The following is a 14,658-nucleotide window of genomic DNA, read 5'->3' as shown; positions in this document are numbered from 1 at the left end:
CCCACTCTAAACCGATAATCACATCCGTCGTGTCAAACAGGTCACGCGCCACACACGTGACAGTAAACCCACACAACGTCATAAATGTGATTACTGATTTGTTGAAGCGAGGTCGGGTAATTTTATTCCTGTTTTTTGCTCATAACGACCAAGCTCACTCGACGAAAACCGCGCAGCGGTTTTTGGTCGAGTGGAGCGCCTGGTTATGCACTGATAGCCCTTTGCAAGCCAGTTATTGAGCTGTGCCATTCTTGCGCATCGTCTTTTTCCCAAAGCTCTCGTAATTCTGAGTTCTCGCCAAGAATGCGCTCCAAGGCGCGATTTGCTTTTGTGAGAATCGCAGCACTAGGCTGGGCAGATATTGACTTGCACCACTCATCAACCTTTTCGGTATAGGTATCTGTTTGTGTTCCTTTACCGAGAAGCTTTGCCAAGACCTCGACGGCGGCCACTGCTTCCAAGGCTTTTGGAGCTTCGAGATATTTTTCAGCTTCTAATGCTCTATCAAGGGTTTTTTCGATTAGCGAAAGATCAACAAAACCTTCAAGACCGTAGGCCCAATCATTCGCGTCATCATTACCGAACGGTTCGTGTGACCATGCTCCCATATGAAACCTCCTCAATATCGTGAAGTTGGTTTTTGTGCATAACATATAAGCATTCCTGATTACGCACAAGACTCAGCTATTGAGCCTGTGACCTGATCATAATGGAACCTACTGATTACAGGAGGGTTTCCATCATGCCCAAGAATACGATTCAGTTTCAGAAAGGCCTTGGGTTGCACGAATTTATTGAAAAATACGGATCTGAAGAACAGTTATGCCACGAGACTCGGCCTTATTCAATTGTTTGGTGAGAAATGCGGGTTAGTGAGAGTAGCTGTATAGAGAGGATGAGTTGTTACTGTTTCACGTACGACAAAGCTACCGATAAAGCGTCTATCCTGACATGCTCAATCCGTAACACAGTCAATTATTACTAACGTTGAAGACCCCATATTGATAAAGAGCTGGGGTCAGAATTATTGTCAGAATGTCAAATAAACAGTGATATTAACTCCCCTCTCCCATCAAGGGAGAGGGGCTTTCAGTCCTGCTGCTGTTTGTAATAGGTTTTGAAACCGATGCTCTGCTGATGACCTCCGGAGACATAATCTGCCAGTGAGCGGAATCTGCGCGGATCGACGATCAGCCCGGAATAGCGGTAGGCCTCCTCACCCTGGTTGTCCAGGAACAGCATGGTCGGAGTGCGCACCACACCCAGGCGTTGTGCCACTTCCCTGGCACTGGTGCTGGTGCCGTCGAAGTCGGTTAACGGCTGATCGCTTTCCATATCCAGGGCGAGTGCGACAAAATTTCGCCGATAGTGGGTGATCAACCCGGGATCGGCAAGCACCCCAGCGCGCATCCGCCGACAGAAGGGGCAGTGGTGCGTCTCGAAAAACAGCAGCACACCCTGCTTATCCGCCTCGTCACTTCGGTTCAGCGCTGCTTTGAGGTCAGTGGCCGGACAGTCGAACAGGGTATCCTTCTCCCCCGCTGTCATCCCCGGCAGAGGCTGTGGCTCAGCGGCAACCAGTGGTAGCCCCGCTGCGGCCCAACCGTCACTCCCCTCCGAATACCAGTAGAGATTCCGATATCCCAGCTCGGATGCGCGCTTGACTACATTCCAGGACATCCAGCAATCGGTAATGCAATAAAAAACCACTGCTCGATTCAGGTCACCACCGGTGAGACGCTGCAGCGTACGCTCCAGCCAGGCCAGCATACAGGGCTCCAGATAGCCATACCCCACATTCGGCAGCCAGGTGCTGCCAGGCAGGTTTTGGCGTGGGGAGGCGGGCAACCAAGAGAGGCCGAACTCGGCGCTCTCCGGCCGTAAAGTGATTGCCAGGACATCCACCAGCAACGGATTGCTCCGTTTGATCAGTTCCAACAGGATCTCGGTATCGATGCGTTCGCCCGCAGGCGGTTGATCTGGCAGCGGCCTGCGATAGTTTGCGATTCGATACCCCGGTTCGGAGAAGAGCTCAGACTGATTCCCGGCGAAACTCTGGAGTGGCAGCAACAGAGAAACCAGTATCAGGAGGCAGAACAGCCATGACACCCCCCTCACTGTTGCTGCTCTACCTTACCCTCAGCCAGGGCGGCTGCCTCAAGAGCAGGATAGAGATGGCTCAGTGAACGGGTGTACTCTTCACTGAAGACCGCCAGCTCCCGCAGATGTTGAGGGGCTTCGGGTTGCAGTAATTCCGCCATCGCGGCACCGGAACCGGCTTGTTCTGTCAGGTAGGTCTGCAACCAATTCAGATAAGCTGAGGTTTGGGATATGGCCACTTCACTGGTAACCGGCGGGCCATGCCCGGGAACCAATACCTTGAAATCGAGTTTTTGCAGTTGCTGAAGTGCCGCTTGCCACTCATCCAAGCGGGCATGAGGGGTGGTCGGGGTACGGCCGTAGAACACCAGATCACCGGCAAACAGCACACCGCTGGTCTGATCCAGTATCACCAGATCGGCCCCGGTATGACCCTTCAGAGCAATCAACTGCAGACGGTGACCGCCGATCTCCTCCAGACCCGGTTCGACCTGCAGATTAGGCGCCACCACCCGGGTGCCTTTCATCCAGCTGCCGACCAGGCGATAGAGATTGTCATTGAATGTCTCACCCAGCAATCGAATCCCACCCTGGGTCTTTTTCAGGGCGCCAATCGGCAGATCCTCAAAGGCTTGATTACCGAGAAAATGGTCCGGGTGCATATGGGTGATAAAGAGTTTTACCACAGGTTTATCGGTTACCCGGGCGATCGCCGCTTTCAACTGTTCGCCGTAGAGTCTGGAGGGTCCACTGTCAATCACCACCACACCCGCTTCGGTAACGATAAAACCGGTATTGACGATGTTACCCCCATTGGAAAAACTGAAGTGTTCGTCATGGCCAATCAACACATAGGTGTCTTCAGCGACCTGCTGCGGCTTCAACTGATAATCCCGCTCCACAGCCTGGCACACGCCAACCAGCAGCAGTACTGAAATGAAGATCAAACATCTCACAGACGGTTACTCCCGGTCTGACTGCTTTCACTAATCTGAGCCTCGACCGGATTACCGTTATTGTCGCGTCCGGCCATCGTGAGTTGTTTGACTTTCGGCAGATCAAGCGTCAACACCGGGTTCTCTGCAATCGGCTCAAACAGGGCGAGACGACTGATCAGATCTCCCCCGCTCGCCCGGATCTCCAGTTGTTCCAGATAGAAGGCGGGAATTCCGGCAACCAACCCAGTATCCATTGGATGTACGATACTGGCACGCAGCCGGCTGTGATTCTCTCTCGACCAGAGTCGGGCTGTCACTTCCCCCAGCCGGTCAGCCCAGTCCGAGGAGCCGCTGCCCATACTGGGCGCTGTACACCCACCACCGGCCGCATCCACCAGAACACCGCCCAGATGCCAGACTCCGTCCGCTGTCAGTGCAGCCGCCCTGACCGGGGTGGCCTGCTGCACCTTGATCCGCAGACCGATGCGGGGCGCTGCTTTTAACGGCTGCATATCCAGCACCTTCGGAATCGGATTGAGTTCGGCAAATACCAGCAGACGTTCGACCTCACCCAGGGCCGTGGCATCGATCCACAGCGGCAGGTTAAGCGAGTCCTCAGCAACAGCGGGAGCAGACACCCTCACCCGCTCATCGAATACCACCGGCGCCCCATCCAGCAGGCGCTGATGCATCTCATGCCACATGACGGAGTTGAGGGGATCGGCAGGCGATTCGGCTGCAAACAGATCAAGCGGTCGTGCTAACAGCAGGAACAGCAGACAATAGATCCGATATCTCATAACAGAGACCTATGGTATTGGCTCGAGCAGTATGCGGCGCGGCCAGAGGGTATCGGAAGCGGGATGAATCTCCATCGGATCTATGGGCCGCAGACCCCCATCCTCAGGAGGCGCCTGCAGGACATTGAGATCGGTTTCATGCAGCTCACCAACCAGTTCCCTGCCGGACTTTTTCAATACATAGTAGAGGCCATTCCAGGCATTGATACCGTACTCGCCCGGTACTTTGTGCAGGAACAGCAGATCATATTCCAGGTCGGTCAGATCCGACTCGGTGATACGCCGCTTTATCTCGTAGGGATAGGGCAAGCGGCAGATCATGCGTTGAGAATGGGGCAGACACTTAAACGGACGCATCGAGAGAAAGTGGTTCTCAAATGGCGCTTCAAGCCAATCGATCCAATAACTGTAGCCCTGCTCTGCCTGACGAATCTCAACCTGAGCCAGATGTTGACGCTCACCGGCCTGGTTTTCCATAGAGAGGCGATAATCTCCCGCCAGATCCGCCGCAACGGATCCGGTTGTCAGGCAGAGTGAAGCACTAAGGGCGACGTAGACAGAGTTTCGCATCATCACTGTAGGCAATCACACCTGAGCTTTCAGGTTTGAGTCTCACGATACGGCTTGGCAGCTGATAGCTGGAGCCATGCTTTTCGAAGATCTTTTGCAGCTCTCCTGTCTCCCGAACCTCAATCATCGCCTGGTCTAGGGCATTCGCCAGTTGCTGATTACCCTGCCGCACGGCAGCGCCCAGATCCCAGCCGCTGCTGCGCATACCCGGCATCTGAATCGGACCTACTGCGTAGCCATTTCTGCCCGCTCCCAGGGCGAATTCAATTTCACTGCGGGGTCCGGCGACACCACTCAATTCACCGGCCTTCAGATCAGCCACCGCCTCGCTCATATTACGATAGTGCACCACCTGATCACGGATCCGGCCACTATAGGCGGTCAGCAGGTAGAAATCGGCCAGGGTGTCCAGCTCAACACCAATCTTTTCACGGGTGAAGATCTCCAGAGGCGAACCACGTCCCGCTTTATCCGCCACCACGGCGAACACAATCTGCTCCCGATAGTAGGGTGCGATGAAACTGACCCGGTCATTCTCTTCGGCAAAAGCTTCATCGAATGGAGTATGCAGCATCACATCCGCAACACCACCACCCAGGTAGTGTCCCTTCCAGACGTTGTTGCGCAGATCATCCTCCATGTTTTCATCAGCGCCAACCGCACGAATCGCCGCGACAACGCCCAACCGTTTGGCCAATGCGTGAGCGATATCCACATCGATGCCGACAATACGTCCCCGTTCTCCGCGATAGGAAAAAGGCGGGAAATCGGCATACACCGCCACCTCCAATACACCACGCTCCTGGATACGCTGCAGGGCCGTTTGCTCTTCATCGGCCTGTAGTGCTGAGGCCATGAACACGGATGCCAGCATGGACATCAGCACAGCTTTCAACAGTTTCTGCATCATCACCCTCCAAATAAATCGTTTTATTATTGATCTGGTTCCAGGGTTACCAGCCAAGCCCTGATCGACCACATGGCCTCTTGGGAGAGAATGCCTTCAAAAGGCGGCATATAGGTGATGCCATTACGGATAGCACCATTGCGTATCCGCATGATGTACCAGGCATCGCCCTCTTCATCCGGTGGCAGGTTGCGCAGATCGGGCGCGATACCGCCGGATACGGCACCCAGCCCATGACAACGTGCACAGTTTTGATTATAGGCAGATGAACCAATCTCGATAGCCTTGTCATCTCCGGGGTATGGATTCAGTTCCAGCCACTCCTCACCCAGTTGGCGCAGTGCGGAGGTGTCAACTGGTTGTGGTGCGACATCGCCATGGCCAAAGGCCGTGGTAACTGTAGCGGCCCAGAGGACCGTCGCGAGTGCGGCGAGTTTGAGTGATGGGAGGCGCATGAAAAAAAACTCCGTCAATTAATGGACTAAACAGTGGGTGACATCACACCCTGGTTTGAACGACATCCAATCGTGACTGCCGATCGGAAAGTGATTGGACGACGGACAGTACCTGGCTGCCCGCCGTCCAGGGTATGGGCATCAGGCGTCAGAGAGCTTGAAAACCCAAAGCGAACCACCCTGATTCAGGTACTTGACCTTGCTGGCCACATCCCCGCCCCAAAGCGGTACTGCACCACCCCAGCCTGATGGGACAGCGATGAACTGTTCGCCATCCTGCTCCCAGGTGATGGGACAGCCGACAACGCCGGAACCGGTCTGGAATTTCCACAGCTCCTTACCGTTTTCAGCATCAAAGGCTTTGAGGTAACCCTCAGGTGTACCGGTAAAGACCAGTCCACCACCGGTGGTCATCACACCGCCCCACAAAGGAGCATTGTTTTTGTACTCCCACTTGATATCACCGGTTTTCGGATCAACTGCCCGCAGTGCACCGATGTAGTCGTCGTAGAGCGGTTTGATGGTAAATCCGGCACCCAGATAGGCTGCACCCTTCTTGTAGGTCACAGGCTCATTCCAAATGTCCATGCCCCATTCGTTGGCTGGCACATAGAACAGCTCGGTGTCTGGACTGTAGGCCATCGGCATCCAGTTTTTGGCGCCGAGGAATGAAGGTGCGATAAAGATCGTCTCGCCCTTTTTACCGTCGGCACTCTTGGTGGGATCACCGGGGCGCAGTCCGGTCTCGATCGGGCGTCCGGTCTTCTTGTCGATACCCTTGGCAAAATCGACCCGGGTAACGAAGGGGAATGCATTCTCAACTTTGCCGTTGGTACGGTCTAACACATAGAAGAAACCGTTACGGTCCGCATGACCTGCCAGTTTTTTACCACCGGAATTGAATGAGACAAGCTCATTTACACCGTCATAATCCCAGCCGTCGTTGGGGGTATATTGATAGTGCCAGGAGATCTTGCCGGTATCCGGATCAATCGCCAGGGTGGAGGTGGAGTAGAGATTGTCTCCAGGACGCATATGGGCATTCCATGGTGCTGGATTACCGGTACCGTAGAAGATCAGATCGGTTTCATGGTCATAGGTACCCCCCTGCCAGGTGGCAGCACCACCGGTCTTCCACAGATCACCAGGCCAGGTCGCGTTGGTCTTGCCAGTGATACCGTTCTCCATCTTCTTGCCATCTTTCCAGATGTAGCCCATATGGCCTTCAACAGAGGGACGGATCCAGCGCAGTTTACCGGTCTGGGCATCCCGCGCCTCAACCCGGCCGATAACGCCGAACTCACCACCGGAGACACCGGTAATGACCATATCCTTGACAATCAAAGGCGCAGCGGTGAATGAGTAGCCAGCCTTGTAATCATCAATCTTGGAACGCCATTTCACCTTACCGGTAGCCTGATCGAGCGCCACCAGACGGGCATCCAGGGTGCCGAAGATGACCAGGTCGCCATGCAGGGCCGCACCCCGGTTGATCACATCACAGCAAGGTAAAATACCATCCGGCAAGCGGTGATCGTACTGCCACAGCTCTTCACCGGTTGTCGCATCCACCGCATAGAGTCGTGAATAGGAGCCGGTTACAAAGATCCGGCCATTATGCACAACCGGTTGAGCCTCCTGACCGCGCTGTTTTTCACCACCAAAGGAGAAACTCCAAGCCGGCACCAACTTTTTCACATTACCTTTGTTGATCTTTTTTAGCGGGCTGTAGCGTTGGCCCTGTTGGCCCATTCCCCAACTCACCACATCACCGGTGGTCGAGGCATCAGCGTCAATATCAGCCTGGGTAACCCCAGCCTGGGCAAGACTGGTCAGACTGAGCCCTGCAGTCACTACAGCGGTCGCCATAGCTGCACTCAGAGCCTTGAATTTCAGCGGGAATTTCATATTTGTTTCTCCTCCCCGATAGTGGTTGATCGTCGATGGATGGTCAGCAGGACAGATCACACTGACGCAGCCATACTCTCCTTCAAACATCTATAGCAAGACCCAGGCCATAACAAAAAAAGATATATCTCTATGATTTTAAAAAGGATTTACAGCAGCAAAAACAAATGATGGAAAAATCTGAAAAAGGCGGGGTATCAGATCACAACAAACTGTGTATCAGTTTCGTTACAACAGGTGACAGTAGCAGGATTGCTCTTTTTGGCGCAGCCTCATGGGCTCTCTGAATTGACCTTACGAGCGCCCAACTGAAGGAATTCAGTCCCTTCAGGGGTAACTGTCGTTTGCGCTGAATAGCGGTTTCAATTGGTATGAAGCATCAGACTCGCATATGCTTTTCTGTCTCTGAATCACCTCAGGCATTGCGCCAGTTGGCACAGTTTGTTACCAAATCCGTTTCCGGTTTTGGCATCCGTCATCAACGGCCCGGTAAAGTAAGGCCTTAATAATCCTGATAATTCCACAACTCACAAGTGATTAAGTATCAGAAATTATAAGTTTGCTGTAAGCAAACAAGTTGTCTAGACTTATTCGAATATTACATGGCATATCACACCCATCCCATCGAGTGATAGCGAAGCTTGCAGCGTCATGAGCTGAATCACTGTGACAATAAAGGTGTCACGCATCGCTGCAACGTATTCGTCAGCTGATCAGAGTCTTCAGTCGTACAGCGGGAGTTGTAATAGTGATAAGGAGCAGTGGTGGCTGTCCTTATTTAACCCCTTTGGAGATTGTTTTCCGGGAGCGAACAGTAGTATGCTCCGCGGTTGCTCGGTCCGTGAAACGGTCCGATCCGCTTATCGATGCAGGATACAATTGAGTATCAACGGTTTTGCAGTATAAAACTTCGCCATGGAGTCGGCACACGATAATGCCACTGCAAAACTGTTCTACAGATTTGCAACTTAACTATAAATAAACCCTTGAAGTTTAAGGTTAGGTTGGAGGATGTAGTAGATGGCTCACAGACACCTACAGCGTCAACATGCACAAAATATTTTCGCCGTACTCGCCGATAAAAAACCCACCGCGAGTTCAGAGATAGCCAGCCAGATTCTCACCTCCTGGCGTCGCTGTGCAGATACCGTTGAACTCGATCCGATGCATATCCACTGTCCTGCCGTGGTCGACGCCACTGCCTTGAGAGAGTTATGCCAACGCTTTGAAGGTTTTCTGCTGCTCGCTGAACCGGAGATGCTGAACCTCTACAGCTCATTGAAAGGTTCCGGTTACGCTCTCATCCTCACCAACAATGACGGGGTTATTCTCAACCACCTGACAGGGGACCATCTGGAACAGGATTTCAGGGAGGCCGGACTCTGGCAGGGCGCCAACTGGGGAGAATCCCATGCAGGCACCAACGGCATTGGTACCTGTATCGCGGAAGGCCGGCCACTGACCGTGCATAAAGACGAACACTTTCTTTCGCAAAATATCGACCTCACCTGTTCAGCTGCACCGATCCACGATCCCCACGGCAATCTACTGGCGGTACTGGATGCCTCCTGCTGCAGCAATGAAGACAGTATGTCAGCCCAGGTTCTGGCTCGTGCATTGGTGGCAAACTCGGCAACGATTATCGAAAATCAGTATTTTCTGCATGAGATGAGAAACCTGCGGATCCTGCGTTTCCATCAACAGGCCAATCATCTGGGGCTGGCTTCAGAGGGACTGCTGGCCATCGATGAACAAAACCGGGTACGTGCAATCAATCAGAGTGCTTTGAAAATCCTGCGCCTCAATGATCGCCACAACATGCTCAACCAGGAGATCGATCTGATTCTCGGCAAAGAGCTGAAAAGCATGTTGCTGCATGCTGATGCCGGTGATAACCAGGTCTGCAGCTTCAGGGATCAGCGCAATGGCAATCAACTTTATGGACATCTACTCAAGTTCAAAGAGAAAACCAGACGCCGCAACAGGGATCTCTCCATACCTCCGGCAGAACGTAACCCGGATGAGTGTCGTGGTGAACTCTGCAAATTATCAGTACTTGCAGGTGAAGACCCGCGCATGAAAGAGGCGGCACGACGGGCCGAGCGGGTGATGAACAAACGCATCCCGATTCTGCTGCATGGGGAGACCGGTACCGGCAAGGAGCTCTTCATGCAGGCAATTCATCTGGCCAGTGAACGGCGAGAGAAACCTTTTATTGCGTTGAATTGTGCGTCAATTCCAGAGACGCTGATCGAGAGCGAGCTGTTCGGTTATCGCCAGGGGGCCTTTACCGGAGCCCGTAGAGATGGTCGCCGGGGTAAATTCATCGAGTCCGACGGAGGTACCCTGTTTCTGGATGAGATCGGTGACATGCCGCTGGCCATGCAATCCCGACTGCTTCGTGTACTGGAAACCCAGGAGGTTGTGCCACTGGGTGGCGATCTTCCGGTAAAGGTGGACCTGCACGTGGTGACAGCCACTCATCGTGATCTGCGCACCCTGGTTTACAATGGTGAGTTCAGGGAGGACCTCTACTATCGCCTGAATGGCATCACCCTTAACCTTCCCCCGTTGCGTGAACGGGAGGACCTGAGCAAGATCATTCTCAAGGTTCTGGCGGCAGAGAACGACACCGGTAGTGAACTGAGAATCTCAAAGGAATCGATGGATGCTTTGTTGAGTTACCAATGGCCGGGTAATCTACGGCAACTGCGTTTTGTCATCCGTACTGCCATTGCTTTGTGTGACGGCGTCGAGTTACAGCGTGATGATTTCAACCTCGACTATGTGACATCCCCGCCCGCTGAAAAAGAGGAAGTTGCACCACTGGAACTCTCCCTCAAAGAGAGCGTTGATGAACAAACCGAAGATGAGTCAGAGGACAATCCGCTGCAGTCAGCCGAACAGCAGGTGATCGTTGCCTCCCTTGGAGAACATAACTGGAATATCTCAAAGACGGCGGAAGCCCTGGGTATGAGCCGTAATACCCTCTACAGAAAACTGAGAAAACACGGTATCAATCAGACCCGGTGATCACAAAACTCAACTTTTCAGGGGACGCAAAATAGGTCCCCTGAAAGATGGATCAAAGTCAGTCTACTTGTTACGAACAAGCTCAACCCGACGATTCTCTGCTTTACCTTCAGCCGTCTCATTGGAAGCGATCGGCTGCTCTTCACCGTATCCCATGGCACTCAGGTTATCGGCGATCACCCCTTTCTCTGTCAGGTAGCTCATAACCATCTCGGCACGGCGTTGTGACAGATCCTTGTTATAGGCTTCATCCGCATCGCTGTCTGTGTGACCGGCGATTTCAACCGCCACGGTGGGATTGGCAATCAGGGTATTGGCCACTCGATCGAGAATCTCGGTAGAGGTGTCGGTCAACTGGTCGGAGTCGGTCTTGAAGTTAACCCCACGAAGGACAATGGATACACTCTGCTCACAACCCAAGCCGTCAACCTCCGCACCGGCTGTGGTATCCGGACAGATATCTGCAATATCCAGCACCCCATCACCATCGCTGTCGGTGGCCACAATCGAACCCTCATCAACTGTCGGCTGTTCCTCATTTTCAATTGCAGCCGCCACTGAGTCTTCTGCGGTAGCGGGCTGTTCCGCTTCAACTGCAGCGGCAGCCGGTAGATTAAGTTCAGACGGTGCCGCTACCGGTGCCCAGCCATGAAGCCCATTGCCATAACCGTGATACCCCCGACCGTCACCATAGGCGGAGCCTGAGCCACGCAGTTTGAAGTTGAAACTCATATCCATATCACCGAACAGATCACCCATACCATCAAACGGCCCCCAATCAGACCCACCCCAGCCATGGCGAGGATAGGGACGGCCGTAAAAAGGCGCGGGAGCCCGATAGACCGGTAGACCATTCGCAGGGGCGACAGCTACCGGGTATTGCGCTCTATCGGGATAGTGGTTGGCGGTTGGCAGCTGAGGCATCGGCGCCATCCGGGCCCGCCGCTCTTTTACCCACTCCGGCAGTTCAGGACGCTCAAAAACCATCGAGGGGGGTAACGACTTCGGGGCCTGATCGATCATCGGCCTGGCGGGGAACTGTGGTGGCTGAAATGCCGGCATTTGCGGCATGGCGGAGTGCTGGGCACGACGCTGAGCGACCCACTCCGGTACTTGAGGCAGATTGAACCCAGGCATTTGTGGTGCCATCGGTAAGCGGTTACGGCGTTCAGCCACCCATTCGCGTTGCTCGGCAGATTGATAAGGCTGCATGGGTACCATTTGACGCGCCATCATGGCCTGACGCTGTGCTGCAAACTGCTCACGCATTCTCTCCATTTCAGTACGGCGCTGTTTCACCCAATCCGGGACCTGAACAGCTTCATAAGCAGTCATCGGTGGACATTCTGAAGCCGTTTTATTGTCAGCCAGAAGGGTTGCCGGGGCGACTGGGATCATCAGGCCAAGCATCATGGTCACAATTGGGCGTGTGCGGAACATCAGATTCTCTCCTGTCAGAGGACTGGCCACAGAACAGGCGGTGGCAGGCCAATTTTGTTAGCGCATTAAAAATTTCGAATATTCTATATTATTTCTCTGCAAAAATTCATCTCACAGACTCTGGGCACAAATTTTCACATTGAAGCCTATTCGCCTGAGGAAAAATCTGCTTGGAAACTGGTTGAGCTTTATCTGATTTATCCCTTCAGATCAGATCATTGGAAGTGATAACTCGATTGGAGATGAGTATTTTTCCTACAGCGCAGGAGTGCCGCCACAGCAGCGTTTGATACTGTGAAACCTGAATTGATTAGAGCTCAGTGGTCACGGCAGCGGCCGCATTCGTGGCCTTCTCTCTTGCCTGTTCGATATCCTCACCGCGCGCCAACGCCACACCCATACGGCGCTTGCCGCTGACCCCCGGCTTACCGAAGAGCCTGAGTTGAGTATCCGCCTCTGCGATGGCTGCTTCGAGATTACCGAAACGGACGTTATTTGATTCCCCCGCAACCAGCACCACCGCGGATGCCGAGGGACCATGTTGTCTGATGTTCGGAATCGGCAAGCCTAAAATCGCCCGGCTGTGCAGGGCAAACTGGGACAGATCCTGAGAGATCATGGTCACCATACCCGTGTCATGGGGCCTGGGAGAGACCTCACTGAAATAGACATGATCGCCTTTGATAAACAGCTCCACACCGAAAATCCCCCGTCCACCAAGCGCTGAGGTCACCTTTTCGGCAATCTCCCTGGCTCTGCTCAAGGCGGCATCGCTCATCGGTTGAGGTTGCCATGACTCCTGATAATCCCCATCCTCCTGACGATGTCCGATGGGTAGACAGAAACTGACCCCATCGATATGGCGTATGGTCAGCAGGGTGATCTCATAGTCAAAGTCGACAAACCCCTCGACGATAACCCGCCCTGCCCCGGTACGCCCACCCTCTTGTGCATAGGTCCAGCTGTTTTCAACATCCGTATCGCTTTGAATGGTGCTCTGACCTTTACCGGATGAGCTCATGATCGGTTTGACTACACAGGGTATGCCGATCTCGGAGACCGCATTCATGAAGTCCTGCCGGTTATCGACAAAGCGGTAGTCGGAGGTTGGAATGCCCAGCGTCTCCGCTGCCAGGCGGCGGATACCCTCACGGTTCATAGTCAGTCTGGCGGCATTGGCGGTCGGAATCACATTGAATCCTTCGGCTTCAAGTTCGACCAGGGTATCGGTGGATATGGCCTCGATCTCCGGCACGATGTAATCCGGCTTCTCCTGTTCGATCACCTCTCTCAATGCCTCACCATCGAGCATTGAGAATGTATAGGCACGATCAGCCACCTGCATTGCCGGGGCATTCTCATAACGATCACAGGCAATCACCTCGCAGCCATAGCGCTGCAGCTCGATAACCACCTCTTTACCCAACTCGCCGGAACCACAAAACAGAATCTTCGTTGCATTGGAGGTAAAGGGGGTACCGATGGTGGTCATAACCAAGTCCTATTACGAATTAAAAAGAGGATTATTAATGAGGATTGGGGGAATGGTACAGAATCGAGGGCCTGTTAACACAACTGAATCAGCCCTAAGAACTTGTGAGCCACGCGGTAAATAAGGTAACGATCAGCCACCCTATTTAGCGCCTGGCCAACTAACTATGCAGTCCAGCCTGTTGTTTCTCGGCAGTTGGTGTCATCGGTGGTGTATGCGCACTTTCCAACCACTCGATCAATGCCAGCCACTGCTGCCTGTCCTTTTTCATCGAGGCGGTCTTCAACTCGACAATCGCACAGCCGGATTCCGCTGCATGGACATAGTTTTGGGTATCCCGCAGAAAGGCCACCAGTGGGATATCCAGCAGTTCCAAGGTCTCCTGAAGCTGTTTAAAGGCGCGGGTATTCAAGCGTACCCGATTGGCCACGATACCCACCGGAATGTTGATACCCATTTGACGACAGAGGGTTGTCAGCTCCTGTATGAAATCTAGGGTAACATGGCGATCGATGGCGGAGGGCAATACCGGAACGATGACCGCCGATGCATTCCTCAGCATATTCATCATTTCCAAGCGCTTCATGGAGGCCGGTGTATCCACCACGATACGCTCTGTTTCTCCGGGAACCCGCTGGGCAAACGCCTGGGTTACAGCCCCCTGAGTCGGTTTGGCTGCAAACACACCATGAATATTTGAGAGCTCATCGGAGCGCAGCTCCAGCCAGCGATGACTGGAACCTTGAGGATCATAGTCGAACAATGCAGTCGGCGTCCCGGCCGAGGCGTAGTAACCCGCCAGATTGGTCGCGATCGTTGTCTTCCCACAGCCTCCCTTGCTGTTGAGTATCAAAAGCCTTTTCATTACACCGGACCTGTGACAGGGGTGAATTTGAGGAATGTTCCTCCTATTCTTTGCCAAATACAAGTTCTGGTTGATAAAGCCTGATATAAGCGGGCTCCCTCAACCCCTGTCAGCCACCATCCATTACCCATCAAAGAGCCTGTCCTAGGG

The 14,658-nt window shown here is 53.5% G+C and carries 12 protein-coding genes; 1 reads left to right on the top strand and 11 read right to left on the bottom strand.

Translation table 11 applies throughout. From position 1 onward, the window contains the following. Nucleotides 1-203: 203 nt before the first annotated feature. From AC4IE8_RS03805 to AC4IE8_RS03770, 8 genes are all read right to left on the bottom strand, one after another. A complete protein-coding gene (locus AC4IE8_RS03805; protein WP_490790366.1) occupies nt 204-608 on the bottom strand; it encodes a DUF4259 domain-containing protein in 405 nt (134 codons plus the stop codon). 481 nt (nt 609-1,089) lie between these two features. Next, complete coding sequence (locus AC4IE8_RS03800; RefSeq protein WP_490790365.1) at nt 1,090-2,109, bottom strand: thioredoxin fold domain-containing protein; 1,020 nt, start codon at nt 2,107-2,109, stop codon at nt 1,090-1,092. 5 nt (nt 2,110-2,114) lie between these two features. After that, complete coding sequence (locus AC4IE8_RS03795) at nt 2,115-3,056, bottom strand: quinoprotein relay system zinc metallohydrolase 1 (RefSeq protein WP_068992616.1); 942 nt, start codon at nt 3,054-3,056, stop codon at nt 2,115-2,117. Further along, complete coding sequence (locus tag AC4IE8_RS03790) at nt 3,053-3,838, bottom strand: quinoprotein dehydrogenase-associated SoxYZ-like carrier (protein WP_068992619.1); 786 nt, start codon at nt 3,836-3,838, stop codon at nt 3,053-3,055. Before AC4IE8_RS03790 ends, AC4IE8_RS03795 begins: the two co-directional genes overlap by 4 nt. 9 nt (nt 3,839-3,847) lie before the next feature. Beyond that, nucleotides 3,848-4,411: a hypothetical protein gene (locus AC4IE8_RS03785; RefSeq protein WP_490790364.1), complete on the bottom strand. Its 564-nt coding sequence runs from the start codon at nt 4,409-4,411 to the stop codon at nt 3,848-3,850. After that, on the bottom strand, nt 4,380-5,315 hold the full coding sequence (locus AC4IE8_RS03780; protein WP_490790363.1) for a substrate-binding periplasmic protein: 936 nt from the start codon (nt 5,313-5,315) through the stop codon (nt 4,380-4,382). Before AC4IE8_RS03780 ends, AC4IE8_RS03785 begins: the two co-directional genes overlap by 32 nt. A 26-nt stretch (nt 5,316-5,341) precedes the next feature. Then, nucleotides 5,342-5,770 (bottom strand): cytochrome c-550 PedF, encoded by a 429-nt coding sequence (pedF, locus tag AC4IE8_RS03775; RefSeq protein WP_068992628.1) that lies wholly within the window; start codon nt 5,768-5,770, stop codon nt 5,342-5,344. Between the two features lie 141 nt (nt 5,771-5,911). Next, on the bottom strand, nt 5,912-7,678 hold the full coding sequence (locus AC4IE8_RS03770; RefSeq protein WP_083226105.1) for a methanol/ethanol family PQQ-dependent dehydrogenase: 1,767 nt from the start codon (nt 7,676-7,678) through the stop codon (nt 5,912-5,914). A 1,020-nt stretch (nt 7,679-8,698) separates the two neighbouring features. On the opposite strand from AC4IE8_RS03770, the gene AC4IE8_RS03765 reads away from it, so the two are divergent. After that, the gene (locus tag AC4IE8_RS03765) at nt 8,699-10,711 is read left to right on the top strand and encodes a sigma-54-dependent Fis family transcriptional regulator (RefSeq protein ID WP_490790362.1); all 2,013 of its coding nucleotides are present in this window, start codon (nt 8,699-8,701) and stop codon (nt 10,709-10,711) included. Nucleotides 10,712-10,774: 63 nt separating this feature from the next. Here the strand turns inward: AC4IE8_RS03765 and AC4IE8_RS03760 are convergent, their stop codons facing one another. The 3 genes from AC4IE8_RS03760 to AC4IE8_RS03750 all read right to left on the bottom strand — a co-directional run bounded on the left by AC4IE8_RS03760 (nt 10,775) and on the right by AC4IE8_RS03750 (nt 14,508). Beyond that, complete coding sequence (locus AC4IE8_RS03760; protein ID WP_490790361.1) at nt 10,775-12,151, bottom strand: OmpA family protein; 1,377 nt, start codon at nt 12,149-12,151, stop codon at nt 10,775-10,777. A 310-nt stretch (nt 12,152-12,461) separates the two neighbouring features. Next, nucleotides 12,462-13,643: a formate-dependent phosphoribosylglycinamide formyltransferase gene (gene purT / locus AC4IE8_RS03755; RefSeq protein WP_490790360.1), complete on the bottom strand. Its 1,182-nt coding sequence runs from the start codon at nt 13,641-13,643 to the stop codon at nt 12,462-12,464. Nucleotides 13,644-13,803: 160 nt separating this feature from the next. Further along, nucleotides 13,804-14,508 carry a ParA family protein gene (locus AC4IE8_RS03750; protein ID WP_068992642.1) on the bottom strand — a complete coding sequence of 235 codons (705 nt, stop codon included), beginning with the start codon at nt 14,506-14,508 and terminating at the stop codon, nt 13,804-13,806. Nucleotides 14,509-14,658: the final 150 nt, after the last annotated feature.

The organism is Candidatus Thiodiazotropha sp. AKAK2 (assembly GCF_058244685.1).
This window is presented reverse-complemented; position numbering and strand designations above follow the sequence as displayed.